Source organism: Sodalis sp. RH19 (assembly GCF_047324215.1).
Taxonomy (GTDB): Bacteria; Pseudomonadota; Gammaproteobacteria; order Enterobacterales; family Enterobacteriaceae; genus Acerihabitans.
Map to the genome: position 1 here is coordinate 887,523 of NZ_CP178734.1, position 24,913 is coordinate 912,435.

Sequence of the window (24,913 nt, forward strand, 5' to 3'; positions counted from 1 at the left end):
CAGACATGTTCAAGGGAGACCGTGCCAATGGGGTCAAATCGGGCGTGGTGTTCCCGCCCGACCGAGCGCTTCATGGCACGCCAACATTGCGCTAACACCAGGCGGAATACACCGCTGTTAAATCATTATTTCAATCAAACAGGAGTCGGTAATGGATTTTGGCATTCAGGGGCGCGTAGCGCTGGTCAGCGGCGCGGGCGGCGGCCTCGGGCGCGCCATCGCGCTGGCATTGGCGGCGGAAGGCGCCAAGGTGGCGGTCTGCGGACGCACGCAAAACACGCTTGATGAAACCGTGGCGCTGATTAACGCGCAGGGCGGCAGCGCCCGCGCCTGGACACTGGATCTCACCCGCCAGGACGCCTTTGACGCCATCCTGACCGATATCCGCGCCGCCCTCGGGCCGGTAGCCATCCTGGTCAATAACTCCGGCGGCCCACAGCCCAGCGGGGCCGCGGGCGTGGCGCCGGAACTCTGGAACGCCCAGTTTTCCGCCATGGTCGGATCGCTCATCCTGCTGACCGACAAAGTGTTGCCGGACATGCGCGCGGCGGGCTGGGGCCGCATTATCACCAGCACCTCGTCCGGCATCGTGGCGCCCATTGCCAATCTCGGCATCTCCAACACCCTACGCCTCGCGCTGGCCGGCTGGTCGAAAACCCTCGCCGCTGAAGTGGCCCGCGACGGCATCACGGTAAACGTCATGGTGCCGGGCCGCATCGCCACCCGACGGGTAGGGCAGCTGGACGCCGCCCGCGCCGCACGGGAAGACCTCAGCGTCGAACAGATAGCGGCTAAAAGCGCGGCGACGATCCCGGCCGGTCGCTACGGCAAACCCGAAGAATACGGCGCGGTGGCGGCATTCCTCGCCAGCCGCCAGGCCTCTTATATGACCGGCGGCGTAATCCGCGTCGACGGCGGCATGATCCCCGCCCTCTAAGCCACGCTTCCCGCCGGCCCGCACCTGGCCGGCGGTCTCCTCCGTCCGCGATCTACGCCCCGCCGGCGCGCCTCAAAATGGTGCAGTCCCCCCTCACCGCCGCGCAATTTTTTTATATGCGCCTACTCACAAATTAAGAAGATAACGAAAAGGCGCTATTGCGCCGGTGGATTCTTTAACTATATGTTAATTTTTCTTACAATAATTGTTATGGGACATAACGCATGTCGACGAAATTCAGTATTCCTATGGTCGGTATGGCTGTTTTACTGGGCGCAGCCGCCCCGGCACTGGCGCTGCCGGCGGGCTACCCGGCCGGCTACCAGCAAGTGGTGGACGGCGCGAAAAAGGAAGGCAAGGTTATTATCTATTCCACAACCGATACCCAGGCCGCGGGGCCCCTGATCCAGGGATTCGAGGCGGCGTATCCCGGAATAAAAGTGGAATATAACGATATGAACAGCACCGAACTGTATAACCGGTATATCAGCGAGCAGGCGGCGGGCGGCAACAGCGGCGACGTTATCTGGAGCTCGTCCATGGATACCGCGCTCAAACTGGCCACCGACTATGCGCTGCAATACGCCTCGCCGGAAGTGAAAAACCTGCCCAAATGGTCGGTATGGAAGGAAAAGGCCTATGGCACCACCTTCGAACCGCTGGTATTTATCTACAACAAACGGCTGATTGCGGCCAATGAAGTTCCCGCGTCCCATGCCGCGCTGGCCAAATTAATCCAAAGCCAGCCGGATCGATTCAAAAACAAGGTCACCACCTACGACATCGAAAAATCCGCCCTCGGATTCATGCTGTCGGTACAGGATATGAAGGCCGACCCGCATTACTTCGACACCCTGGCCCAGACGGCCAAAGGAGGATTGTCGGTACAGTCGTCCACCGGCACCATGCTGGAACGGGTCTCCTCCGGGGAAAACCTGATCGGCTATAACATCCTCGGATCCTATGCCGACGCCCGCATCAAGACCGACCCCTCCATGGGCGTTTCTTATCCCAACGACTATATCCTGGTGCTCTCGCGGGTCATGTTCATCAGCAGCGAGGCGCAAAATAAAAATGCCGCCAAACTCTGGCTGGATTATGTCCTGTCGCCGCAAGGGCAGGACGTACTGGCCAATAAGGCCGATATCACCTCACTGCGCAATGATATCGCCGGCGACAACGATCTTGACGGCATGACCAAAAAATTGGGCGGCGCGCTCAAGCCGATCCCGGTAGATGAAACCCTGCTGGAATACCTGGAACAAAATAAACGGCTGGAGTTCATCAAACAATTCCGCGCCGCGGTGAACAAATAACCGGCCGTCAGGGATCATTATGAAGACATTGCGCACTACCTGGCGGCGTTTGCCGAGAGGCGTGGTCGTGCTGTTAACCGCGCTGGTTATCTATGTACCGCTGTCATTTATCATTATCCAAAGCTTCCTGTCCGCCCCGTTCTTTTCACCCTCAAAGGTGTTCAGCCTGGGGGCGTTCCGCTTTATCTTCACCGATCCCGACTTCTATAAAGCCCTGCGCAACGGCTTTATCCTGGCCTTCGGCCTGGTGGCCATCGCCATCCCGCTCGGCGGCATCCTGGCGTTCCTGATGATCAGGACCGACCTGCCGGGCCGCCGGTTTATCGAGCCGCTGATCCTGGTGCCGGTGTTTGTCTCGCCGATGGTGCTGGCGTTCGGATACGTGGTGGCGGCGGGGCCGGTAGGCTTTTTCTCGCTCTGGGCGCAAAGCCTGGTGGGCTTTATTCCGTGGGATATCTACGCCATGAGCAGCATCGTGGTCATTGCCGGTCTGACCCACGTGCCGCACGCCTATCTGTACATTTCCTCGGCGCTCAGGAGCGTGGGATCGGATGTGGAGGAGGCGGCGCGCACGGTGGGCGCCACCCCGCTGCAGGTGATGCTCTCGGTCAGCCTGCCGATGGTGCGCCCGGCGATCCTCTACGCCTGCGTGCTGCTGTTTTTCCTCGGGCTGGAAGTGTTCGGCCTGATGCTGGTGCTCGGCGATCCCGAAGGCAACCTGGTGCTGGCCACCTATCTGTTCCAACTGACCAATAAGCTCGGCACGCCGTCCTATCATCTGATGGCGGCGGTGGCGGTAGTGCTGATTTGCCTCACCGTGCCCCTGGTCATGCTGCAGCGGCGGCTGATGCGCACCGCGAACCGCTTTGTCACCGTCAAAGGCAAAGCCGCGCAGGCCAGGCTGCTGCCGTTGGGTAAATGGCGCTGGGTGGCGGGCGTGGTGGTGGTGGCGTGGCTGACGGTCACCATCGGCGTACCGCTGGCGGGCGTCATGCTGCGCGCGTTTATCACCAACTGGGGGGTGGGGGTGGATATTTGGGCGCAGCTGTCGCTCAAGACATTCCGCCTCATCCTCGGGCAGACCAATCTGATGCGCGCCATTGTCAATTCCATCAGCATCGGCGTGATTGGCGGCGCCATCGCGGTAATGTGTTATCTGTTTATCGGCCTGGCGCTGCATCGCAAACCGGACGGCGTCACCCGTTTTATGGATTACAGCGTGCTGGTGCCCAGGGCCGTGCCCGGCCTGCTCGCGGGGCTGGCGTTTTTATGGGTGTTCCTGTTTATTCCCATGTGGCTGGATCGCTCCCTGAAAGACGGATTATTATCGGCGCTGCCGTTTGCCGACGGGCTGCGCGAGCATTTTATCGTCTGGCTGCGATCCTTGCGCAACACCATTTTCAGCGTATGGCTGGCATACACGGTGGTTTGGATGGCGTACGGGCTGCGGCTGATCTCCTCGACGCTGCTGCAGGTGGGGCCGGAGCTGGAAGAAGCCGCGCGCAGCACCGGCGCGAGCCAGGGCCAGGTCACCCGCCATGTCACCATTCCGTTATCCCGCTACGGCCTGATCGGCTCCTGGCTGCTGATGTTCCTGATCTTCGAGCGTGAATATTCCACCGGCGTATACCTGCTCTCCCCCGGCACTGAAACCATCGGTTCGATGCTGGTGTCGTTGTGGGCGGCGGGGGCCATCGACATCGTGGCGGCGCTGTCGTTTATCAATATTTTGATTGTCGTGCTCGGACTGGGCGTCGCCTTACGTTTTGGAGTGAAAATGTATGATTGAGCTGTCGGTGGAGAACCTGCACCTGAAGTACGGCGATAATTCGGTTTTGCGCGGGGTATCGATGCAGCTGGCGCAGGGGGAGGTGGTGTCGCTGCTGGGGCCTTCAGGCAGCGGCAAGACCACCCTGCTGCGGGCGGTGGCCGGGCTGGAAAAACCCACCGAGGGCCGCATCGCCATCGGCGATACCCTGCTGTACGACGGCGCCGCCGGCGTCGAGCTGCCGGCGGAGGAACGCAACCTGGGGCTGGTATTCCAGTCCTACGCGCTCTGGCCGCACAAAACGGTATTCGACAACGTCGCTTACCCCCTTAAACTGCGTAAGGTGCCGTCCGCGGAGCTGACCCGCCGCGTGCAGGCGGTACTCGATCAGCTGGGCCTGGGGCATCTGGGCCAACGCCACCCCCACCAGCTCTCGGGCGGACAGCAACAGCGGGTGGCCATCGGCCGGGCGCTGGTCTATAACCCGCCCATTATCCTGCTCGACGAACCGCTCTCCAACCTGGACGCCAAACTGCGCGAGGAGGCGCGGGTGTTCCTGCGCGAGCTGATTATCCGGCTCGGCCTGTCGGCGCTGATGGTCACCCATGACCAGCACGAGGCGATGGCCATTTCAGACCGGATTTTATTGCTCAATAACGGCAGGATAGAGCAGCAGGGCACCCCGCAGGAAATGTACGGCGCGCCGGCGACCCTGTTTACCGCCGAGTTTATGGGCAGCAACAACCGCCTGAACGGCCGCGTGATGGAACTGCGCGAGGGGCGGGCGCGCATCGACGGCCAGGACTGGTCGCTGTGGGGCGGCGCCGGCGCGGGGCTGGCGGTCGGGCAGGAGGCGGCGGCCGTTATCCGGGTGGAACAGGTACGCTTTGCCGACGGGGCCGCCGATGCCGGGGATAATACGCTTTCACTGCCGCTGCTGACCCGCATGTACCTTGGCAACCGCTGGGAATACCTGTTCCGCACCGCCGCCGAGGGCATACCGGTGCGCGCCTATGGCGATACCGCCGCGCGTGACGGGCTGTGCCGGCTGTCATTGCCCGCCGGACAGGTCTGGATCTTTCCTTTATAGACGTTGAACGCCGGCTGACCCCGGACCGGATTAAAAAGTGACACCCTGTCACGTCAATATCGCCCACCAGCGTTCCCGCTGGCCTTTCTCGTTACCTCCTTCCCGCAGGCCGTTGACCCGGCGCTTACCCCGCCGGCGACAAAATGATTGTTTGTGATTATATAAAATCATAATTGATTAAATGTGAGCATGATCAAGGTAATCATGGCGCATATAACCTATAAAATAGCCAAGACAGGCAAGAGTAATGCGGTCAAAATGACAAAATATAATCAATATAACGACATCAGAACAGGGCGTCGGAGGCGAGGCGGGATTAATGAATATCAATAGCACCGTTATCAGCGGTTACCAGGCGCTTAGCGACATCGGCTACCTTATTAAGGATAAGCGGCGCGTGCTGCTGGTGACGGATAAAAATATCGCCGCCATACCCGCGGTGCGCGCGGTGATGGCACAGGCGCGCAGCCCGGACCGCCGGGTGGATATTATCGACAGCGTGCCGCCGGAGCCGAGTCAGCATGACGTCGCGCGCATCCTGGCGTCGCTGGAGGTGCGGGACGTCGATATGGTTATCGGCATCGGCGGCGGCAGCGTGCTGGATGTGGCGAAACTGTTTTCGGTGCTGTGCGTGCCCGGCGCGCCGACGCTTGACGCGCTGCTGGCCGGCGAAAAACCGCGCGCCCGCGTCGCCTCGATGCTGATCCCCACCACCGCCGGCACCGGCTCGGAAGCCACGCCCAACGCCATACTGGCCATTCCGGAACAAGAGACCAAAGTCGGCATCATTTCGCCGATCATGCTGCCCGATATCGTGGCGCTGGCGCCGGAACTCACCACCAGCATGCCCGCGCATATCGCCGCCTCCACCGGCATCGATGCGTTATGCCACTTAATCGAATGTTTTACCGCCACCGTCGCCAACCCGGTCAGCGATAACTATGCCCTGATCGGCCTGAAAAAACTGTTCGCCAGCCTGGAAACCGCGGTGGCCGAGCCCGCCAACCTGGGAGCGCGTCTGGATATGCTGTGGGCATCCTATTACGGCGGCGCGGCGATTGCCCACGCCGGCACCCATTTGGTCCACGCCATGTCCTACCCGTTGGGCGGCAAGTACCATATTCCGCACGGCGTGGCCAACGCTATCCTGCTCGCTCCCTGCATGCGCTTCGTACGGCCGGCGGCGGTAAAGAAATTCGCCCGGGCCTACGATCTGCTGCCCACGGCCGATACGTCGCTTGACGAGGAAGAGAAATCACACGCGCTGGTGGACTATTTCGCCGCGCTGGTAAAACGTCTGCGGCTTCCCGCCAGCCTGGATGAGCTGGGGATCGCCGCCGATAATCTCTCTTATCTGGTGACGGCGGCGCTGGATGTACAGCGGCTGATGAAAAATGTCCCCGCGCCCGTGAGCGCGGCGGATGTCCGCGGCATCTACCTGGCATTATTTCCGCAAAAGAATTATTGATTAATCAAGAGGATATTATGAGCCATACTATTCAAGGCGTACTGACCGCCATCGTCACCACCTTCGACCCTCAGGGCGAATACCATCCCAAGGAGATGCGCGCGCAGATCCGGCGCCAGCTGGACGCCGGCAACGGGATTTTCTGCGGCGGCACCAACGGCGAGTTCTTCGTGCTTAACGAGCGTGAAAAGCTGGCGGTTACCGAAACCTGCGTCGATGAAACGGCGGGCCAGGCGGCGGTGGTGGCCCATATCGGTGAAATATCCACGCGCGATACCATTCGCCTTGGCCGGCAGGTGGCCAAACTGGGGGTCGACGCGGTTTCGGTGATCACGCCGTATTTTGTGCCGCTGAAACAGGATGAATTAATGTCTCACTACCGGGCGGTGGCGGACGCCCTCGAGGTGCCGGTATTCCTCTACAATATTCCGGCGCGCACCGGCAATACGTTACAGCCGGATACCGTGCGCGCCCTGGCGCAGCACCCCAATATTATCGGTATCAAGGACAGCGCGGGCAGCTACGAAAGCCTGAGTGGTTTCCTGGCAGTCGCCGCGGACATCGACGGTTTTAACGTGCTGAATGGCCCTGACTCCCTGATTCACCAAGGTTTTGTCGACGGCTGCACCGCCTGTATTTCCGGGCTGGCCAACGTCGCGCCCCGTGAAATCAACGCCATCTGGTCATTGTTCCATACCGGCGATATCGCGGGTTCGCGCCGGGCGCAGGAAAACGTGACAGGGTTGCGCACCGATCTTTACAGCGTGGCCTTTTCTCCGGCGGCGGTGAAAAAAGCGGTGGCGCTGATGGGCCATGACGTGGGCGAAAGCCGTTACGCCGTCCGGTTCAGCGCGGAACAGGAGCAGAAGATTCGCCAGATCGTGAATCAATATCTGCAGTGATGGCGGCGCGGCACCCGGGTGCCGCCTTGTGACCTACCAGGACGCTACGATGAAAGTGATCTGCACCTCGCCCTCGTTTGCCAAATACGATGCTTCCCCCATCGACCGGCTGCAAGCACAGGGTTTTGAACTGATAATGTTACCCGCGGACGCGCCCCTTGCCGCCCTTGAGCCGCATCTGGCGGACACGGTGGCGATGATCGTCGCCTTTACCGAGGTCAACGCCGCGTTGCTCGACGCAGCGCCCGGCCTGAAGATCGTCTGCAAACATGGCGTCGGCGTCGATAATATCGATCTGGACGCTACGCGCGCGCGCGGCATTTACGTCACCAACGTACCCGACGCCAATAAGCATGCCGTCGCCGACTTTGCCTTTTCCCTGATGCTGAGCGGCGCGCGCCAGGTGACGCAGGCGGTGGCCGGCACGCGCGCGGGCGATTGGCCGCGTATTTTTGCCACCGACGTCTACGGCAAGACCTTAGGCATTGTCGGCCTGGGCAATATCGGCAAGCAGGTGGCCCTGCGGGCGCGGGGATTCGCTATGCGCGTGCTGGCGTTTGATTTTTACCCGGACGAACGTTTTGCCGCCGAACACGGCGTCGAATTCGTCACGCTGGACAGGCTGACCGCCGAAAGCGATTTTATTACCCTGCATACGCCGCTGACCGATGAGACGCGCAATTTATTCGACGCGGCGCGCATCAAGCGCATGAAGTCCTCGGCGTTCCTGATCAACGTGGCGCGCGGCGGCGTGGTTAACGAACAGGACCTGTATGCGGCGCTCAGCGACGGGGTCATCGCCGGCGCGGCCGCCGATGTGTTTACCCAGGAGCCGCTGGCCGCCCATCCGCTGTTTACGCTGGCTAATTTCCTGCCGACATCCCATATCGCCGGCTATACCGACGGCGCCATCAGCGCCATCGGCGAACGCTGCGTACAGCAGATTATCCAGTGCGTCTGCCAGCATGAGCGGCCGGTGAATATCATGAACGCGCTATAACGGCGTCGAAAATAACGGGCGCGGCCGCCGCCTGGTATGCAATGCCGGATAATACGTTATCCGGCGACTTAAACCTCTCCTCTACAGGCTCGTTGACGATGAATACAATAGCTGCTAAATCGCGCATTCGCTGGTGGGTCGCCGGACTGATGTGGCTGGCCATTGCCATTAACTATATTGATCGCACCGTACTCTCCGCCGCCGCACCGCACCTGATCAAAGAACTCAGCCTGAACGCGGAAATGATGGGCTTTATCATGGCCGCGTTTTTCTGGTCCTATTCGCTGCTGCAAATTCCGGCCGGCTGGTTTGCCGACCGTTTCGGCCAGAAAAAGGGGCTCGGCCTGGCGGTGGCCTGGTGGTCCATCGCCACCTCGGTCATGGGGCTGGCCACCGGGTTTAAATCCCTGCTGGCGCTGCGCCTGGCATTGGGCGTCGGCGAGGCCGCGGCGTATCCCAGCAACGCCGGCATTACCGCGCGCTGGTTCCCCGACACGGAACGCGCCACCGTCTCCGGCCTGTTCGACAGCGCCTCGAAGTTCGGCGGCGCCGTGGCCATGCCGCTTATCGTATGGATGATTTATATGGTGGACTGGCGGCTGACGTTTATGATCATCGGCGGCATCGGCATACTGTGGGTGATCGCCTGGTATTTCATCTATACCGAAAACCCGGCGGATCATAAACGCATCAGCGCGCAGGAAGTCAGCTATATCCTGGACGGACAGGTGCAGAAACACGGCGACAAATCCGTGCTGCCGATGCGGTGGTACAAGCTGCTGCGCTATCGCAATATCTGGGCCATGTGCCTGGGCTTTTTCACCATAAACTATACCTCCTATTTCTTTATCACCTGGCTGCCGACCTATCTGGTGCAGGAAAAGGGCATGGATTTTATCAAGATGGGCATGGTGGCCGCGCTGCCGCTGATCTGCGGCATGGTGATTGAAGTGGTCGCCGGCTGGGCCTCGGATCGCGTGGTGGAGAGCGGGCGCCTGTCATTGACCGCCACGCGCAAGCTGTTCCTGACAGTCGGCCTGCTGATGGCGCTGTGCATCGGTTTCGCCCCGTTTACGGATTCCATTTTCATGACCGTGCTGCTGCTGTGCGTGGCGAAATCCGGCACCACCGTCGCGGCTTCGCAGGTCTGGGCGCTGCCCGGCGATGTGGCGCCGAAAAACAGCGTCTCCATCGTCGCCGGCCTGCAAAATACCGTCTCCAACCTCGGGGGCGCCATCGGTCCCATCGTGACCGGCGCCATTGTGGCGGCCACCGGCTCGTTTACCTTTGCGCTGGTGTTCTCCGCCGGGCTGGTGGTGCTCGGCATTATCAACTACCTGTTCCTGATGGGGAAGGTGGAGCCCATCGTCGAGGACGCCCCGGCGGGCAAACGGCCGGTGTCCCTGCGCAGCCGTGCCTAGCCTGCCGCACATCATCGCCCGGCCGCCGCCGGCGCGATGATGTGTGTTCGGATACCTGCCGTTAACCATCATGTTATGGAGGCTTTATGTCGCTTGATTCCAATAACAGCGCGGCTATGCCCGAGACCGTCGTTAACGCGAGGGCTATGGGAAAAATGCGCTTTCTTATTCTCACCGTACTGTCCGTCGGCATCGCGATCAATTATATCGATCGCGCCGCCATGAGCGTGGCGATGCCGTTTATGTCGGAGGAATTGCATTTATCCAGCACCGACAGCGGCCTGCTGTTGTCCGCCTTTTTCTGGAGCTATGTGTTATTTCAACTGCCCGGCGGCTGGCTGGTGGATAAGTGGGGACCGCGGGTAACCTTCGCCATCAGCAGCCTGGGCTGGGGCCTGGCCACCGCCGCCTGCGGCCTGGCGCACGGCATCGGCGCCCTGGTGGGGTTCCGTTTTGTGCTCGGCGCCGTCGAGGCCCCCAGCTATCCCGCCAGCGCGGCGACCGTCACCCGCTGGTTTCCGCGCCAGGAGCGCAGTTTTGCCGCCGCCACCTTTAATAACGGCAGCAAAATCGGCGGCACCCTGGCTATCCCGTTGATCTCGTTCCTGATAGCCGGGGTGGGCTGGCGCATGACCTTTGTCATTTCCGGCCTGGTGGCCGTCATCTGGGCGGCAGGCTGGTACCTGTGGTATCGCGACCCCCGCCAGCACGGCACGGTGTCGCGGGAGGAGGTGGCGTTTATCGAGGCCAACCAGGAGCAGGCCACCGGCGCGCCGATGAGCGTGCGCCAGCTCATGGCGCAGCGTACCGTGCAGGCCATGATGGCCGGCTTTTTCTGTATCAACTTTGTTTCCTATTTCTTTTTTACCTGGTTTCCCACCTATCTGGTGGAAACCTTCCATCTTTCGCTGATGAAGTTCGGCCTGCTGGGCATGTTGCCCGGTATCGCCGCCATTGTCGGCGGCTGGTGCGGGGGGCTGCTATCGGACAGCCTGGTAAGGCGCGGCGTTTCGCTGTCGGTGGCGCGTAAAATTCCGCTGGTGGGCGGTATGCTGGGCAGCTCGGTGATTGGCCTGGCCGCTTTTTCACCTACCGTCACCCTGGCGCTGTCCGCGCTCTGCTTCGCCAACTTTGCCGCGACCTTCGCCTCGGCGGCGCTATGGGCGCTGCCCTCGGACGTGGCCCCCAACCGCGCCAATGTCGCCACCATCGGCGGCATCCAGAATATGGCGGCCAATCTCGCCGGCATTATTTCACCGATACTGATAGGCGTGCTGATGCAGTTTACCCATTCTTTTGTGATTCCCCTGGTGTTGGCGGGGATCGTGGGGCTGTTCGGCGCGTTGATTTATGCCGTGTGGCTGCCCAGGGTCGAGCCGATGCGCTTAACCCCGCAGGCGTAAGGAGAGGACGATGAGCGAACAAACGCGTTGGACCCGGCGTCCGGAATACGCCACCTGGGGCGATTTTGGCCCCGACGATCAATTGGGCCGGCTTAATTTGCTGACGCCTGAGAAAGTGCGCGAGGGCGTGGCCGAGGTAAAAACCGGTCGCACCTTTTGCCTGAGCCTGCCGCTGGATCTGCCCGGCGGCACGGCGATGAATCCCAGGCGGCCGCCGCCCAGGCTTAACGCCACGCGGCGCGGCGAGCATCCCAACATGACCTATCCGCTGTCGCGCGATGACGCTCGCCTGACCGATATTATCTGCGACGACAGCGTGACGCTGGCGCTGCAATATTCCACGCAGTGGGACAGCCTGGCGCATATGGGCCAATGGTTCGACATGTGCGGCGACGGCACGCCCGAAATGGTGTTCTATAACGGCTACCGCGCCGGTGTGGATATCATCGGCGAGCGTGATTTCCGGCCCGGCTGCGGCTGCGGCTGCGGCCAGGGCGGCCACCAGGGCGCAAAGCGGCTGGGTATTGAAAATATGGCGCGGCATGGCGTCCAGGGCCGGGCGGTGATGATCGACATCAAAAAGCATTTCGGCATCCGGCGCTTTGCCTTTGGCTATGCGCAGCTGCAACAGATCCTGGCGGCGGACAATATCGTCATCCGGCCCGGGGATATGGTGTGTTTCCGTACCGGTATGGATGAGGCTATATTTGCCATGGGCGGCGCCCCGGACGCGGATTATCTCGCACATCATTTTGCCGGCCTGGACGGCGGCGATCCGGCGCTGCGCCAATGGGTTGCAGAATGCGGCGTGGTAGCGTTAATCGCCGACAATCCGGCCGTGGAAATATTGCCGGCGCGCCCGTTGCACCAGGATTTTTATCCCTCGCATCCCCTGCACGATCTGTGCCTGTTCCGGCTGGGCGTTTACCTGGGCGAGCTGTGGCATTTAAGCGAACTCGCCGATTGGCTTTGCGCCCATCAACGCCACGCGTTCTTGCTGACCGCGCCGCCATTGCGGCTGCCGGGCGCGGTAGGCTCGCCCGTCACGCCGGTTGCCACGGTGTAAGCCGTGATAAAAAGAGATCCCCGTACCGACGTCCCGGCGCCGCGGCCGGGAGGTCAGCGAAAAGGGGCCCGGACGTCACAGCGGCACCAGATAGGCGGGAATTTGCACCTTGGGCAGCCCGAAAGCGCTGCTGAACCGCTGCAGCCAGCGTTCATCCGCACGCTGGAGATGGCGGCACAGGGTATCCGCCGCCCCCTGATGGTCATGGGCCAGCAGCAGATCGTAGATGTGCAGGTGCTCGTGCAGGGCATCCTCGATTAACGATAGCGGGATTTGCAGCACCGGATCAAATAAATAGCGGGTGGGAACAAATAAAATCCGTGTGCGCGCCAGCGTCTGCAGGATTTCTTTATTGGGGCAATACGACAATAAAATGTCGTGCAAATCGTTTTCGACCACATCCATGTTAAACCCGTCGCGCGGAAAGCCGCCCAGCGATTGTTTTACCCGGTTGCGCGCCTGCTCCATATGAAGCCTTGGCGCCCGGGGCGCGGCCTGCAGCAGGGCCGGCGGCTCGAGCAGCCAGCGGATTTCGTAGAGATGATGCGTTCGTTCCGGCGTCACCTGGGGCGCAATCCAGCGGCCGGGCGCGTCTTTGCTGACCAGCCCGACGCTGTGCATCCGGGCCAGCACATCCCTTACCACCGTGCGGCTAACGTTAAAATGTTCCGCCACGCGTTCTTCGATAATACGCACGGACGTGAAAATAATACTGGCGCACAGCGCCTGTTCCAGCTGGCCGTACATGCTTTCCCAGCGCGCTACGGCCGGGATTTTGATCATATCCAGATTGGCATGGTGCGCCACGCCGTCCGTCGCGCGCGCGCCGGCCACTTCATAACCGCGTCCCTCGACTTCCTGGATAAGCTGTTGCTCGCAGAGTCTTTTCAGCGCATGGCGCGCCGGGGAACGGCTGATGCCGAACGCCTTGGCCACATGCACCTCCAGCAGTCTTTCGCCCGGAGAGAGCCGGCCGTCGTCGATCATGGATTTCAACAGCTGATAGGCGCGATGCTGAATAGAGTGTTTATCCGTAGATTCCGACATAGCTTAATCATTTCAATGAGTACCTGTTTATCAGCATATCACAATCAAATCGCCGCCATCGGCTAGCGGCATCGTTTTTCATTATGCCGTCCCAACGCATCAAACTCCTTACGTGATCGCTCTCACATCCAGGGCATAAAAAGTGACGGATTTATCATTTCGTTAACTTTTTTTTGACATGTTGATGCATTTCGCCTTAAGTAAATGTGTTTTGTATGCAAAGTACATATTAATGCCTGCGCCGTCGCCAGCCGGTGATGGCCGGGCAAGGGGAAGACGGATGAAGATATTTCGGTGGGGAGACGCCGGGCGGGAACGGCCCGGCATGATTGACCGTCAGGGAGAGCGGCGCGATCTGGGCGGCGTAATCGACGACTGGCGCGGGGCCGCGCTTTCCTCCGGCCAGCTGCGGCGGCTGCACGGCCTGGATGCGCGCACATTGCCGCGGGTTCCGGCGCAGGCGCGTTTGGGGCCCTGTATCGCCGGGGTGGGTAAAATCATTTGCGTCGGACTGAATTATCGCGACCACGCCCGGGAGGCCGGGATGGCGTTGCCCACCGAGCCTATCCTGTTTTTAAAAGCGGCCAGCGCCATCACCGGTCCTTTTGACGCCATCGAAATTCCTCCCGGGGCGGCCAAGGTCGACTGGGAAGTGGAGCTGGGGATTGTTATCGGCCAGGACGGACGTTACCTGGAGCCGGGGCGGGTGATGGAACACGTGGCGGGCTACTGCCTGTTCAACGATGTGTCGGAGCGCGCCTATCAGCTGGAGCGCGGCGGCCAGTGGGATAAAGGCAAATGCGCCGATACTTTTGCGCCCCTCGGGCCGTATTTGGTGACGCCGGATGAGATTACCGACGTGCAGGATCTCCCGCTGTGGCTGGAGGTGGACGGCGTGCGCCGCCAAGACGGCTCCACCCGCGATATGATTTTCGGCGTGGCGGAACTGCTGGCCTATGTCAGCCGGTTTATGAGCCTGCAGGCGGGGGATATTATCGCCACCGGCACCCCGGCGGGCGTGGGCATGGGATTACGGCCGCCAGTCTATCTGGCGCCCGGCCAGCGGGTAAGGGCGGGCATCGGCGGGCTGGGCGAGCAGGATAATCCCGTCGTCGCGGCCGGGGCGGGCTTATGAAGCCGGTCATCACCTGCGTGGACGATCTCCGCCGCCTGGCACGGCGGCGCGTGCCGGGATTATTTTACGATTATGTCGACAGCGGATCCTGGACCGAGTCCACCTACCGCGCCAATAGCCTCGATCTGGCGCGGCTGCATTTCCGCCAGCAGGTCGGGCGCAATGTCGCCGATATCAGTACCCGCGCCACCATTTTGGGTCAGCCGGCCGCGCTGCCGCTGGCGCTGGCGCCCGCCGGCCTGACCGGCATGATCTGGCCGGATGGCGAAATTCTGGCCGCCCGCGCGGCGGCGGCGGCCGGCGTGCCCTACACCCTGTCCACCGTCAGCATCTGCAGCATCGAGGATCTGGCCGCCCGGCTCGCGCAGCCGTTCTGGCTACAGCTGTATATGATGAAGGATCGGGGGTTTATCGCCGATCTGATCGCCCGCGCCCGCGCGGCAAGCTGTTCCGCCCTGGTGCTGACGCTGGATTTGCCGATCCAGGGGCAGCGCCATAAGGATATCCGCAACGGCCTGTCGGTGCCGCCGGCGCTGACCGCGTCCGGCATCCTGTCCATGCTGTCGCACCCGCGCTGGTGCGCCGCCATGCTCAGAACGCCACGCCGGACGTTCGGCAATATCGTCGGCCATGCGCGGGGAGTCACCGATACCCTGGGTTTTGCCGAGTGGGTCAGCCGTCAGTTCGACCGTACCGTTACCTGGGACGATATCGACTGGGTGAAGCAGCGCTGGGGCGGCAGGCTGATTGTTAAAGGCATCATGGACGCCGGCGACGCCCGCCGGGCGTTCGGCGCCGGCGCCGACGCCATTGTCGTTTCCAACCACGGCGGCAGGCAACTGGACGGCGCGCCGTCCAGCATCAGCGCGCTGCGGGCGATTGCCGACAGCGTCGGGGATGCCGGCGAAATCATCATGGACGGCGGCATCCGCAGCGGCCAGGACATGCTGCGCGCCCTGGCATTGGGGGCGGACAGCGTGATGATCGGACGCGCTTTTCTGTACGGTCTCGGCGCCCTGGGCGAGCAGGGCGTGGCCCTGTGCCTTGACATACTGCGCAAGGAGCTGGAAGCGACCATGGCGCTGTGCGGCGTCACCGCCCTCGGGCAGCTTGGTCCGGACGCCATTGTCGATTATCCCTGGCCTGCCGTCGCCTCGGCGCCGGCGCCGCGTACCCCCGCGCTTCGGTCCATCGCCGAGGCGCCCTGAACATCAACCCTGGATCCTGGAAAGGAGTGTTATATGTTTGGCGATTACAAAATGCATCCCGACAGCGGCGTCAATCCTCCCTACGCGCCGGCTTACCCCGTGGAATGGGAATGTCCGCTGCGCACGCTGGAAGTGGTGACCCGGGTCGAACGGCGCAAGGTAGAGGCGTTGCTGCGCGATACCCCTTTCGAACTGGTCAACGACCGGGTGGCGTTCCGTTTCATGCTTTCGCCCGGCCATACCCTGGCACTACACAGCGGGGAAATGTTTGATTTGATGGTCACGGTGCCGGTGCGTTACCAGTCGTTGTTTACCCAAACCCATATCTTCATGTATTGCAGCGACCCGATGGGCATCTGCGCCGGCCGCGAGCTGTTCGGCTACACCAAAAAGGATACCCACTACGCCTTCCGTGAAACCGACGACGGCCGAATCAGCGGCTGGGTGCGGCGGCGCAACGTGCCGCTGGCGGATTTCCATTTTACTCCCGACGCCGCGGCGCCGCTGGTGCTGCTCACCGACGAGGCGGAACAGCCGGCGGGCGAAATTCATGTGCGCCGCCTGCCCGATCCGGAAAAACCGGCCACCGCCTATGCCGATGTGGTCTATCGCCGCACGCCGCTGCGCTATTCGGCGCCGGTACGCGGCCATATCGACTGGACATTGCACGCCAGCCCGTTTGATCCCATCGCGGCGCTGGAGCCTGAGGTGCTGAGCGCGCATTTCATGACCTCGGATGTGTATGGCGGCGGGTTCGCCGTGGAAGATCGCCGCCTGCTGGCGCGTCTTTATCCCTGATCGCGGAGAGCACCATGATGACAGATCCGGTGGCGATTATTACCGGCGCGGGCGGCGGCATCGGCCGCGCGGTGGCGTTAACCCTGGCGCGGCAGGGATGGCGCCTGGTGCTGGCGGAACAGGAGGCGCAGGCGCTTGAGGCGTGCCGGCGCGCGTGCGCGTCGCTCGGCGCCGAAACGACGGCTGTGGCCGGCGATATCGGCAGCGAGCGCGATGTGGCGGCGCTGGCCGGCGCCGCCGCCCGTCTCTACGGCGGATGCCAGGGGTTTGTCAGCTGCGCGGGCATGGCGGGCGCCGTGCGGGAGATAAGCGACTACCCCGGCGACATGTTTCGCCAGGTGCTGGCGGTAAATACCTGCGGCACCTTTTATTGCCTGAAGTACGCGTTGCCGCTGCTGCGCCGGCAGGGCGGCAGTTTCGTGGCCATCGCCTCCACGTCGGCGATACGCGGCCGTGCCAACATGGCCGGTTATGTCGCCAGTAAACACGCGGTGCTGGGCCTGGTCAGGAGCAGCGCGCTGGAATGCGTCGGCAGCCAAGTGCGGGTCAACGCCGTACTGCCCGGTCCCACGCAAACCGCCATGATCGAGGCCATCGATCGCATGGCGGCCGAACAGGCGCCGGGCGGCGGCATCAAACGGGCGACGACGGCGCCGTACGGCACCCCCGACGATGTGGCGCAGATGGTGTCGTATTTACTGTCACCGGCGTCCAGTCATATTAACGGCGCGTCGCTGGTCGTAGACGGCGGCGGCACCGTGGCCTGATCCCATCCCCCTGGAGGAGATGCACCATGAGTTCAAAAATTATCACGGCGCAGTATGCGCCGCGGGTGACCGCGCAGCATAAACGGGCGCTGGTCGCCGCCTGCATCGGTAATTTCATCGAGTATTTTGACTTTGTGATTTACGGCTATTTCGCCTCGGTGATCGCCCGGCTGTTTTTCCCGGCGGAAAACCAGGCCGCCAGCCTGCTGCTCACCTTTGCGGTGTTTGCCATCAGCTACGCCTCCCGTCCCCTGGGCGGTATTATCTTCGGCCATCTGGGCGATCGCTACGGCCGCAAAATACCGCTGTCGATTGCGATTATGCTGATAGCCGGCTCCACCACGGTCATCGGTTTAATGCCGACCTACGACACCATCGGCCTGGCCGCGCCGGTGATCCTGACGCTGGCCCGCTTGATCCAGGGAATCTCGGTGGGCGGCGAATACGGCGGCGCCACGTCGTTTATTTCCGAATACGCGCCGCCGCACCGGCGGGGGTTATATACCGGCTGGCAAACCTTCACCATCGGCCTGGCGCTGCTGGCCGGCGGCGGGGTGGCGACGGCGCTGACCGCCCTGCTGTCCGCCGAAGACCTGCATGCCTGGGGCTGGCGCCTGCCGTTCCTGGCGGGGCTGCCCCTGGGGTTCGTCGGGCTTTATCTGCGCCTGAAGCTGGAGGAAACGCCGCATTTCGCCAAGGTGAAAAAATCCGCCGGGGTGGAAAAAGCCCCGCTGCTGACGGGATTACGCCAGGAATGGCGCGCCATCCTGATCGGCATGGGGCTGATCGCGGCGCCTTCCGCCTGTATTTATATCTATTATATTTATTCGCCCACCTATCTGTCGGTGGTGCTGGGGTTCTCCCTGGCGCAGGCGCAGCGCGCCAATCTGTACAGTCTGGCGTTCTATTGCTGCCTGCTGCCCGGGTTCGCCTGGCTGAGCGATATCATCGGCCGGCGCCCGCTGATGATCGCCAGTTCGCTGGCCATTGCGCTGGTCACTTATCCGGCGTTTCATCTGCTTAACGCCGGCAATTTTAACCAGACGGTGCTGGGGCTGTGCCTGATGAGCCTGGCGTTTGCCCCGCATTCGGCCACCGCGCTCTGCGCCATGGCGGAAATCATGCCTACCCGCATCCGCTATACCGGGCTGTCCGTCAGCCTGAATATTCCCGTCACTCTGCTGGGGGGTACCGCGCCTTTTATCGCCACCTGGCTGGTGAGCGCCACCGGGGATTTGCAGTCGCCCGCCTGGTTTGTCATCGCCGCCGCCGGCGCGTCGCTCATCGCCGCGCTGGCCTATGGCGAAACCCTGCGCAGCGGCCTGCGCCATCATTAGCCCTGGAGAAGAGGACGATAAAACCCAGCGGCAAAGCCGTACGGGTCAGCGGCGGCGGTCTTGGCCATGCCGTCGCCGCCATCGCGCGGGCGCTTGCGCCGTTCTCACTCACACCGGTATGGAAATGTGATGCAGAGTACGTTATAGATATCCGTCATCACCCACCCGCTCTCCCGGACAGGAAACCGACCCATGCCAACTCCCTATGACTACCTGCAACGACACGCTTGCGAACTCCTTGGCGATATCAAGCGCCTGGTACAGGCGCAGTCGCCGTCGTTAAATAAAACCGCGGTGGACCGGTGCGGCGCGGTGCTGCAAAGCATGGCGGTCGAGCGCCTGGGCGCGGACGCGCAGGTATACCGGCAGGAGACGCTGGGCGATCACCTGTCCTTTTCCGTCGGCGAGGGGCCCGGGCTGACCTGCATTCTCGGCCACTTCGATACTGTGTGGGAACTCGACGAACTGGAGATGGCTGAACGGGACGGCAAGCTTTTCGGTCCCGGCGTGCTGGATATGAAAGCGGGACTGGTCCAGGCGATCTGGGCGGTGCGCGCCTTGCAACAATGCGGGTTGCTGCACGGCCAACGGGTCGTCTTTATATGCCCGTCGGATGAGGAGCTGGGCAGCCCCAGCTCGCGTCAATGGATAGAGCGGCAGGCGGCCGGCGCCGATCGCGTGCTGGTGGCGGAACCAGCCGTTGCCCATACCCATGAGGCGAAAATCGCCCGCAAGGGCGTGGGCCGCTTTGATATCAGGATTACCGGACGCGCCGCCCATGCCGGCAATAATCCGGAGGAGGGCGTCAGCGCCATCCAGGAAATGGCGCATCAAATCCTGTATCTGCACAGCCTGAACGCGCCGCAGATGGGCACCACGGTTAACGTCGGGGCGGCGCAGGGCGGCGGCAAAATCAATGTGGTGGCCGACCAGGCCTACCTTGGCGTGGATTTGCGCGTCACGCATATGGCGGAGGCGGAACGCCTGCTGGCGGCGATTCACGGCATCTGCGCGACACTGCCGGGGATCAGCATCGAGATAACCGGCGGCATGTCCCGGCCGCCGATGGAACAAACGCCGCAAAACATGGCCTTGTTTAGCCAGGCGCAACGCGCCGCGCAACGGCTGGGCGTCGCGCTGGCGGGCAAGGCGGTGGGCGGCGGCAGCGACGGCAATTTCACCTCCGCGCTGGGCATCGCCACCCTTGACGGCCTGGGCGCCACCGGGGCCGGCATCCATGCCCGCCATGAACATATCATTATCGCCGATATCCCGCTGCGGGCCGCGCTGCTGGCCGAAATTATCCGCGGAGAAATCGACTGAGGCGCGGCCGGCATGGCGCCGGTAGCGCCTCAGGGGCTAGGGCTAGCGGCCGAGCAGCTCGACGAATTTTGCCAGCCATTGCGGGTGGGCGGGCCAGGCCGGCGCGGTGACCAGGTTATCGTCCACCCAGGCCTGATCGACGCCGATATCGGCATACTGGCCGCCCCCCAGGCGAATCTCGGGCGCGCAGGCCGGGTAGGCGCTGCAGGTGCGGCCCTTCAGCACGCCGGCCGCCGCCAGGATCTGCGGTCCGTGGCATACGGCGGCAATGGGTTTATCGGCGGCGTCAAATTCCTGCACCAAGGCGATCACCGCGGGATTGAGCCGCAGATATTCCGGCGCCCGGCCGCCCGGGATCACCAGGGCGTCATAGTCCTGCGCCCGCGCGGCGGCAAAATCGGCGTTAAGCACAAAGCGATGGCCCGGTTTCTCGCTATAGGTCTGCGCGCCGTCAAAATCATGGATCGCGGTCAGCACGTATTCGCCCTTGCCTTTATCGGGGCAGACGGCGTCCACGCGATGGCCCAGCATCTGCAATGCCTGGAACGGCACCATGGCTTCATAATCTTCGACGTAATCGCCGACCAGCAGCAAAATCTTTTTTGTGGTCATGATGAAAACTCCCTGGAGAGGTGGAGGAGAAAGGCACAAGATTCAGCCCATGTCAGCGCAGGGCCAGCCGGGCATTCACTGCCCTGATGACGCTATTTTAGCTTAAAAAGCGCCTGAATAATGGCATTTGGCTAACAAAACAGCCCCGGGACGGCCTGCGCCGCAGCGCCGGCGGGGGCTTATCGTAATGCGCGCGCTAAGAGAGGTTTCGTCATAACCGGCGCCGCGATAGGGATATTTTGCCGCCTGCCCAAGAAGTGTGACTGCGTTCAAAACACCGTGTTGAACCATCTAGTATGGTAGTGCGCATTGTTTATCATCAGCAGGTGTGAAATGGCATTTATCGACCGGGATTTTTTGTTAAAGAGCGATTGCGCGCGCGAGCTTTATCATCAGGTCGCCGCGCTTGCGCCTATTATCGACTACCACTGCCATCTTGATCCCCGGGTTATCGCCGAGGATCGTCCTTTTGCCAACCTGACCGAACTCTGGCTGGCCGGAGATCATTATAAATGGCGCGCCATGCGCGCCAACGGCATACCCGAGGAATTCATTACCGGCAACGCCTGTGCGATGGAAAAATTCCAGGCCTGGGCGCAGACCGTCGAGGCTTGTGTCGGCAATCCGCTCTACCACTGGACCCATCTGGAGCTTAAATTCTATTTCGGTATCACCGAGCCCCTGAACGGTCAAAACTGGCGGGGCGTTTGGGATCGGGTCAATCCGCTATTGCAACAGCCATCGTTTTCACCGCGCGGATTGATACGTCAATCCAATGTCGAGGTCATTTGTACCACCGATGCCCCGACCGATTCCCTGGAATACCATCAGGCGTTGCGCGATGACGCGGATTTTGCCACCCGGGTGCTGCCGACGTTCAGGCCCGACGAGGCGCTGGAGGCCGACGGCGACGTATTCCGGCGCTTTATCGCCCGTCTTGAGCAACTCAACGGCGCCGCCATTCACCGTTTTGACGACTACCTGGCGGCGCTGGATGCCCGCGTCGGCTATTTCCACCAGCATGGCGGCAGGCTTTCCGATCACGGCCTGACGCGTATTGCCTATTTACCGTCCACGCCAATGGAACAGGAAGCGCTGTTCCAGCGGAAAAGGGCGGGCGACGCGCTCGCGGGCGACGACCAGGTCCGTTACCAATCCGCGGTGCTGCTGGCGCTGGCCGGCTTTTACGCCAAACGCGGCTGGACCATGCAGATCCATTTTGGCGCGCTGCGTAACGCCAATACCCGGATGTTTCAGCAGCTCGGCGCGAATGTCGGTTACGATTCCATTTGCGATCAGTCCGACATCGCGCCGCATCTTAACCGGCTGTTCGACGCCATGGCGCAACGGGACGCCCTGCCGACAATCATCGTTTATAACCTGGATCCGTCGCTCAATGACGTGGTGGCCTCCACGCTGGCCAATTTCCAAACCGGGGGCGGGGTTAAATCGAACATGCAGTTCGGCGCCGGCTGGTGGTTTAACGATACCCGGCGCGGCATGATCCGCCAGCTGACCACGCTGGCCGACCACGGACTGTTAATGAATTTTGTCGGTATGCTTACCGACTCGCGCAGCTTTATTTCCTACACCCGGCATGATTATTTTCGCCGCATTTTATGTGATCTGATTGGCGAGTGGGTCACGGCGGGACATATTCCCGCCGACCAGGCCTTGCTGGAAAAACTTATCGGTAATATTTGTTATCAGAATGCCAAGGTTTATTTTGATTTTTAGCGATCGCTGTTATTGCATGAGTCAGATTTAATATTTGAGACATAATATTATTTTTGACTTTATCGTCATTTTTTAAATGCAGCGAATAATTATCTATTGTCTCGCCGCATAAAATTTAAAATAGAGGCTTAACGTTATGTCGAGGAAAGTCACAATACCTATCGGTATCGGCTATGGCCTTACCGATATCATGGGCGGGGGGGCGTTTACCGTTATCGGCGCCTGGCTGTTGTTCTACTATACGACCTTTGTCGGCCTGTCGCCGATACAGGCGGCGTCGATTGTGGGTATCGCGCGTATTGTCGATGCTATCGTCAGCCTGTTTATGGGAAGTTTTACCGACCATTTTTACAAAAACTATTTTGGTAAAAAATTTGGCCGCCGGCGCTTCTTTTTATTAATCGGTTCGCCGCTCATGCTGGTCTATGCCTTATTGTGGCTTAACGGCATGAATTATTGGTTTTATCTGTCGGTATATTTATTATTTGAAATCATTGCCGCGATGGTGCTGATCCCCTGGGAAACCCTGCCGTCGGAAATGACCAAGGACTTTAACCAGCGCACCAAATTATCGACCTGTCGCATGTTCCTCTCGGCGATGGGCACGTTCCTGGCAACCTTCATTCCGGGATTGCTGATTGGCCATTTCGGGGAAAACAACCCTACGGCCTATTTGGTTAACGGCCTGTTTTTTGCCGTGCTGTTCGCGGTATGCATCATGGTCTCGTATAGCGTGACCTGGGAGCGGGCGTTGACGCCGGCCATGCTGGCGGATCTGGATCGCGCCAAATCCACCGATAAACACAGCGTTGGCGAGCAATTAAAGCGCTTTGGCCGGCTATGGATAGAGTATGGCTCGACGCTGAAAATACGCGCTTTTCGTAAACATATCGCCATTTACCTGCTGTCTTTTACCGCCAAGGATATCTTTAATACCGTCTTTGTCTTTTTCTGCGTGTATTGCCTAAGCGTCTCCGCGTCATTTGCCGCGGGCCTGCTTTCCCTGAGTATTATCGGCCTGCCGGTGACATTATTGGCGGGCATGGCGATTATTAAATACGGTCCCTCCCGCCTGTATATTTGCGGCTATACCATTATGCTGGTTTGCCTGGGGGCGCTGCTTGCGGTGTACCTGAATAATCCGCCGGCCAAGGTCCTGATGCTTTACGCTATCGCCATCACCTACCAGATAGGACGCTGCCTGTTGGAATTTACCCCCTGGAACGTCTTTCCGTTTATTCCCGATATCGACGAGATGGTGACCAAAAAACGCCGCGAAGGGCTGTTTGCCGCGGTGATGACCTTTTCCCGCAAGACAAGTGTTGCCATCGCCACCTTTTTTGTCGGCGTGATTTTGCAGGAAGGGGGGTTTATTACCGGCAGCGCCGTGCAGTCCCCGCAGGCGGTAAAGACCATCGCCATGCTGCTGTTTATCGGCACCGGCGGCCTGCTGGTGCTGGCGCTGTGCGTCGCGCTGACGTTCAGACTGAATAAACGCACCCATACCATTCTGGTGCAGGACATCGAGCGGCTGAAGAACAACGGCGATAAACGCCAGGTCGACCCGCGCACCCGGGCTGTCGTCGAAGACCTGACCGGCTATAGTTATGATAAGGTCTGGCCGGATACCGTGCCGGAAGTGGCGCCGGCGGCCGCGCCGGAGACGGCGTAAAGGTATTGCGCCGCGGCGGCCGGGCTGATTCCCGGCGCCGCGCGCCGCTGTTTCTCATCCCGCCATCCCCGCGGCCGGTAGCGCCGGCCGCGTTCCGTACGCCCATGACGCGCTATTCAGTCATCCTCAAACCATTCGCCGTTGCGCTCGCTAATAGGCGTAATGGAGAAAATCATTTCCTGCAAATGGAGGCGCATCGCCTGTTCGGCGGCGTCGGCGTCTTTGGCTTTAATGGCGCGGAGAATATGATGATGCTGTTCGATAAGCCGGTCCGGCGGCGAGACTTCGCTTAAGGTCAGAAAACGCACCCGGTCCATCGCCGCCTTGATATTTTCCACCGTTTCCCAGGCCAGGGCGCAATCAATGCTGCCGGCGATAAGCCGGTGAAAATCATCATCAAGCCGCAGGAACTCAAAGCTATCGTTTTTTTGCGCCGAGCGCGATTGCAGCTCCAGATTATATTCCAGCCGCTCAAGATACTCCGGGCGGGCCTGCCTGGCGGCGCGGCGTACCACGGCGCTTTCCAGCGATTCACGGATAAAACGCCCGTCCTCAACCAGCCTGGCGGAGATTTTACGCACAAAGGTGCCGCGCTGGGGCAATACCTGGACCAGCCCGGTTTCCGCCAGTTTAATAAAAGCTTCGCGCACGGGTTGGCGCGAGACATTAAACCGCGCGGAGATTTCTTTTTCGGAAAGCAGCGAACCCGGCGGGATTATGCAGGTGACAATCTCCTGGCGCAGGAAACGGTAAATCTGCTGATTTACCGGCTGACCGGCATGGAGGATATGGGTGAGCGACATAGGATATTGACCGTTTTATCAAATAGCTTAGCTGAATATATTACAATTGCCGGTAAGTCTAAAGGGATGATGCACCCGCTATTGCCGTTATGTCGGCTGGCGC

21 protein-coding genes are annotated in these 24,913 nt (G+C 61.0%); 18 read left to right on the forward strand and 3 right to left on the reverse strand.

Going from position 1 to position 24,913, the window contains the following annotated elements; genetic code table 11:
* Positions 1 to 151: 151 nt before the first annotated feature.
* The 10 genes from ACL2XF_RS04015 to ACL2XF_RS04060 all read left to right on the forward strand — a co-directional run bounded on the left by ACL2XF_RS04015 (position 152) and on the right by ACL2XF_RS04060 (position 12,371).
* Complete coding sequence (locus ACL2XF_RS04015; RefSeq protein WP_413728058.1) at positions 152 to 937, forward strand: SDR family oxidoreductase; 786 nt, start codon at positions 152 to 154, stop codon at positions 935 to 937.
* A gap of 248 nt (positions 938 to 1,185) precedes the next feature.
* Positions 1,186 to 2,253, forward strand: coding sequence for an ABC transporter substrate-binding protein (locus ACL2XF_RS04020; RefSeq protein WP_413728764.1), 1,068 nt, complete (start codon positions 1,186 to 1,188; stop codon positions 2,251 to 2,253).
* Between the two features lie 19 nt (positions 2,254 to 2,272).
* On the forward strand, positions 2,273 to 4,042 hold the full coding sequence (locus ACL2XF_RS04025; RefSeq protein WP_410014447.1) for an ABC transporter permease: 1,770 nt from the start codon (positions 2,273 to 2,275) through the stop codon (positions 4,040 to 4,042).
* Positions 4,035 to 5,111 (forward strand): ABC transporter ATP-binding protein, encoded by a 1,077-nt coding sequence (locus ACL2XF_RS04030; protein ID WP_410014448.1) that lies wholly within the window; start codon positions 4,035 to 4,037, stop codon positions 5,109 to 5,111. Before ACL2XF_RS04025 ends, ACL2XF_RS04030 begins: the two co-directional genes overlap by 8 nt.
* Positions 5,112 to 5,430: 319 nt before the next feature.
* Entirely contained in the window at positions 5,431 to 6,579 is a 1,149-nt protein-coding gene (locus tag ACL2XF_RS04035) for an iron-containing alcohol dehydrogenase (RefSeq protein ID WP_413728059.1), read from the forward strand.
* Between the two features lie 17 nt (positions 6,580 to 6,596).
* Entirely contained in the window at positions 6,597 to 7,481 is an 885-nt protein-coding gene (locus ACL2XF_RS04040; protein ID WP_413728060.1) for a dihydrodipicolinate synthase family protein, read from the forward strand.
* A gap of 49 nt (positions 7,482 to 7,530) precedes the next feature.
* On the forward strand, positions 7,531 to 8,481 hold the full coding sequence (locus ACL2XF_RS04045) for a phosphoglycerate dehydrogenase (RefSeq protein ID WP_410014451.1): 951 nt from the start codon (positions 7,531 to 7,533) through the stop codon (positions 8,479 to 8,481).
* Positions 8,482 to 8,579: 98 nt separating this feature from the next.
* Positions 8,580 to 9,902, forward strand: a complete 1,323-nt coding sequence (locus ACL2XF_RS04050) for an MFS transporter (RefSeq protein ID WP_410014452.1) — start codon at positions 8,580 to 8,582, stop codon at positions 9,900 to 9,902.
* An 86-nt stretch (positions 9,903 to 9,988) separates the two neighbouring features.
* A complete protein-coding gene (locus ACL2XF_RS04055; RefSeq protein WP_410014453.1) occupies positions 9,989 to 11,305 on the forward strand; it encodes an MFS transporter in 1,317 nt (438 codons plus the stop codon).
* A 10-nt stretch (positions 11,306 to 11,315) separates the two neighbouring features.
* On the forward strand, positions 11,316 to 12,371 hold the full coding sequence (locus ACL2XF_RS04060; RefSeq protein ID WP_413728061.1) for a cyclase family protein: 1,056 nt from the start codon (positions 11,316 to 11,318) through the stop codon (positions 12,369 to 12,371).
* A gap of 75 nt (positions 12,372 to 12,446) precedes the next feature.
* On the opposite strand, the gene ACL2XF_RS04065 is transcribed toward ACL2XF_RS04060, so the two are convergent.
* Complete coding sequence (locus ACL2XF_RS04065) at positions 12,447 to 13,418, reverse strand: GntR family transcriptional regulator (protein ID WP_410014455.1); 972 nt, start codon at positions 13,416 to 13,418, stop codon at positions 12,447 to 12,449.
* A gap of 280 nt (positions 13,419 to 13,698) precedes the next feature.
* Here ACL2XF_RS04065 and ACL2XF_RS04070 point away from each other — a divergent pair, with 280 nt between their 5' ends.
* The 6 genes from ACL2XF_RS04070 to ACL2XF_RS04095 all read left to right on the forward strand — a co-directional run bounded on the left by ACL2XF_RS04070 (position 13,699) and on the right by ACL2XF_RS04095 (position 19,986).
* Complete coding sequence (locus tag ACL2XF_RS04070; protein ID WP_413723195.1) at positions 13,699 to 14,553, forward strand: fumarylacetoacetate hydrolase family protein; 855 nt, start codon at positions 13,699 to 13,701, stop codon at positions 14,551 to 14,553.
* Positions 14,550 to 15,761, forward strand: a complete 1,212-nt coding sequence (locus tag ACL2XF_RS04075; RefSeq protein ID WP_413728062.1) for an alpha-hydroxy acid oxidase — start codon at positions 14,550 to 14,552, stop codon at positions 15,759 to 15,761. Before ACL2XF_RS04070 ends, ACL2XF_RS04075 begins: the two co-directional genes overlap by 4 nt.
* 33 nt (positions 15,762 to 15,794) lie before the next feature.
* On the forward strand, positions 15,795 to 16,559 hold the full coding sequence (locus tag ACL2XF_RS04080; protein ID WP_410014458.1) for an acetoacetate decarboxylase family protein: 765 nt from the start codon (positions 15,795 to 15,797) through the stop codon (positions 16,557 to 16,559).
* A gap of 14 nt (positions 16,560 to 16,573) precedes the next feature.
* Complete coding sequence (locus ACL2XF_RS04085; RefSeq protein ID WP_413728063.1) at positions 16,574 to 17,326, forward strand: SDR family NAD(P)-dependent oxidoreductase; 753 nt, start codon at positions 16,574 to 16,576, stop codon at positions 17,324 to 17,326.
* A gap of 26 nt (positions 17,327 to 17,352) precedes the next feature.
* Positions 17,353 to 18,663 (forward strand): MFS transporter, encoded by a 1,311-nt coding sequence (locus ACL2XF_RS04090; RefSeq protein ID WP_410014460.1) that lies wholly within the window; start codon positions 17,353 to 17,355, stop codon positions 18,661 to 18,663.
* Positions 18,664 to 18,855: 192 nt separating this feature from the next.
* Positions 18,856 to 19,986, forward strand: coding sequence for a M20 family metallopeptidase (locus ACL2XF_RS04095; RefSeq protein WP_410014461.1), 1,131 nt, complete (start codon positions 18,856 to 18,858; stop codon positions 19,984 to 19,986).
* Positions 19,987 to 20,028: 42 nt separating this feature from the next.
* On the opposite strand, the gene ACL2XF_RS04100 is transcribed toward ACL2XF_RS04095, so the two are convergent.
* Positions 20,029 to 20,598, reverse strand: coding sequence for a DJ-1/PfpI family protein (locus ACL2XF_RS04100; RefSeq protein ID WP_410014462.1), 570 nt, complete (start codon positions 20,596 to 20,598; stop codon positions 20,029 to 20,031).
* A 333-nt stretch (positions 20,599 to 20,931) separates the two neighbouring features.
* Here ACL2XF_RS04100 and uxaC point away from each other — a divergent pair, with 333 nt between their 5' ends.
* Positions 20,932 to 22,335: a glucuronate isomerase gene (uxaC, locus tag ACL2XF_RS04105; protein WP_413728064.1), complete on the forward strand. Its 1,404-nt coding sequence runs from the start codon at positions 20,932 to 20,934 to the stop codon at positions 22,333 to 22,335.
* Between the two features lie 136 nt (positions 22,336 to 22,471).
* Complete coding sequence (locus ACL2XF_RS04110; RefSeq protein WP_413728065.1) at positions 22,472 to 24,007, forward strand: MFS transporter; 1,536 nt, start codon at positions 22,472 to 22,474, stop codon at positions 24,005 to 24,007.
* 116 nt (positions 24,008 to 24,123) lie between these two features.
* On the opposite strand, the gene ACL2XF_RS04115 is transcribed toward ACL2XF_RS04110, so the two are convergent.
* Positions 24,124 to 24,810 carry a GntR family transcriptional regulator gene (locus ACL2XF_RS04115; RefSeq protein ID WP_410014465.1) on the reverse strand — a complete coding sequence of 229 codons (687 nt, stop codon included), beginning with the start codon at positions 24,808 to 24,810 and terminating at the stop codon, positions 24,124 to 24,126.
* Between the last annotated feature and the right edge of the window lie 103 nt (positions 24,811 to 24,913).

Coding starts and splice junctions, on each gene's coding strand:
- ACL2XF_RS04025 (WP_410014447.1), top strand. CDS start 2,273: ATGAAGACATTGCGCACTACCTGGCGGCGTTTGCCGAGAGGCGTGGTC.
- uxaC (WP_413728064.1), top strand. CDS start 20,932: ATGGCATTTATCGACCGGGATTTTTTGTTAAAGAGCGATTGCGCGCGC.
- ACL2XF_RS04100 (WP_410014462.1), bottom strand. CDS start 20,598: ATGACCACAAAAAAGATTTTGCTGCTGGTCGGCGATTACGTCGAAGAT.
- ACL2XF_RS04045 (WP_410014451.1), top strand. CDS start 7,531: ATGAAAGTGATCTGCACCTCGCCCTCGTTTGCCAAATACGATGCTTCC.
- ACL2XF_RS04090 (WP_410014460.1), top strand. CDS start 17,353: ATGAGTTCAAAAATTATCACGGCGCAGTATGCGCCGCGGGTGACCGCG.
- ACL2XF_RS04115 (WP_410014465.1), bottom strand. CDS start 24,810: ATGTCGCTCACCCATATCCTCCATGCCGGTCAGCCGGTAAATCAGCAG.
- ACL2XF_RS04110 (WP_413728065.1), top strand. CDS start 22,472: ATGTCGAGGAAAGTCACAATACCTATCGGTATCGGCTATGGCCTTACC.
- ACL2XF_RS04040 (WP_413728060.1), top strand. CDS start 6,597: ATGAGCCATACTATTCAAGGCGTACTGACCGCCATCGTCACCACCTTC.
- ACL2XF_RS04095 (WP_410014461.1), top strand. CDS start 18,856: ATGCCAACTCCCTATGACTACCTGCAACGACACGCTTGCGAACTCCTT.
- ACL2XF_RS04020 (WP_413728764.1), top strand. CDS start 1,186: ATGGTCGGTATGGCTGTTTTACTGGGCGCAGCCGCCCCGGCACTGGCG.
- ACL2XF_RS04075 (WP_413728062.1), top strand. CDS start 14,550: ATGAAGCCGGTCATCACCTGCGTGGACGATCTCCGCCGCCTGGCACGG.
- ACL2XF_RS04065 (WP_410014455.1), bottom strand. CDS start 13,418: ATGTCGGAATCTACGGATAAACACTCTATTCAGCATCGCGCCTATCAG.
- ACL2XF_RS04035 (WP_413728059.1), top strand. CDS start 5,431: ATGAATATCAATAGCACCGTTATCAGCGGTTACCAGGCGCTTAGCGAC.
- ACL2XF_RS04015 (WP_413728058.1), top strand. CDS start 152: ATGGATTTTGGCATTCAGGGGCGCGTAGCGCTGGTCAGCGGCGCGGGC.
- ACL2XF_RS04085 (WP_413728063.1), top strand. CDS start 16,574: ATGATGACAGATCCGGTGGCGATTATTACCGGCGCGGGCGGCGGCATC.
- ACL2XF_RS04080 (WP_410014458.1), top strand. CDS start 15,795: ATGTTTGGCGATTACAAAATGCATCCCGACAGCGGCGTCAATCCTCCC.
- ACL2XF_RS04070 (WP_413723195.1), top strand. CDS start 13,699: ATGAAGATATTTCGGTGGGGAGACGCCGGGCGGGAACGGCCCGGCATG.
- ACL2XF_RS04050 (WP_410014452.1), top strand. CDS start 8,580: ATGAATACAATAGCTGCTAAATCGCGCATTCGCTGGTGGGTCGCCGGA.
- ACL2XF_RS04060 (WP_413728061.1), top strand. CDS start 11,316: ATGAGCGAACAAACGCGTTGGACCCGGCGTCCGGAATACGCCACCTGG.
- ACL2XF_RS04030 (WP_410014448.1), top strand. CDS start 4,035: ATGATTGAGCTGTCGGTGGAGAACCTGCACCTGAAGTACGGCGATAAT.
- ACL2XF_RS04055 (WP_410014453.1), top strand. CDS start 9,989: ATGTCGCTTGATTCCAATAACAGCGCGGCTATGCCCGAGACCGTCGTT.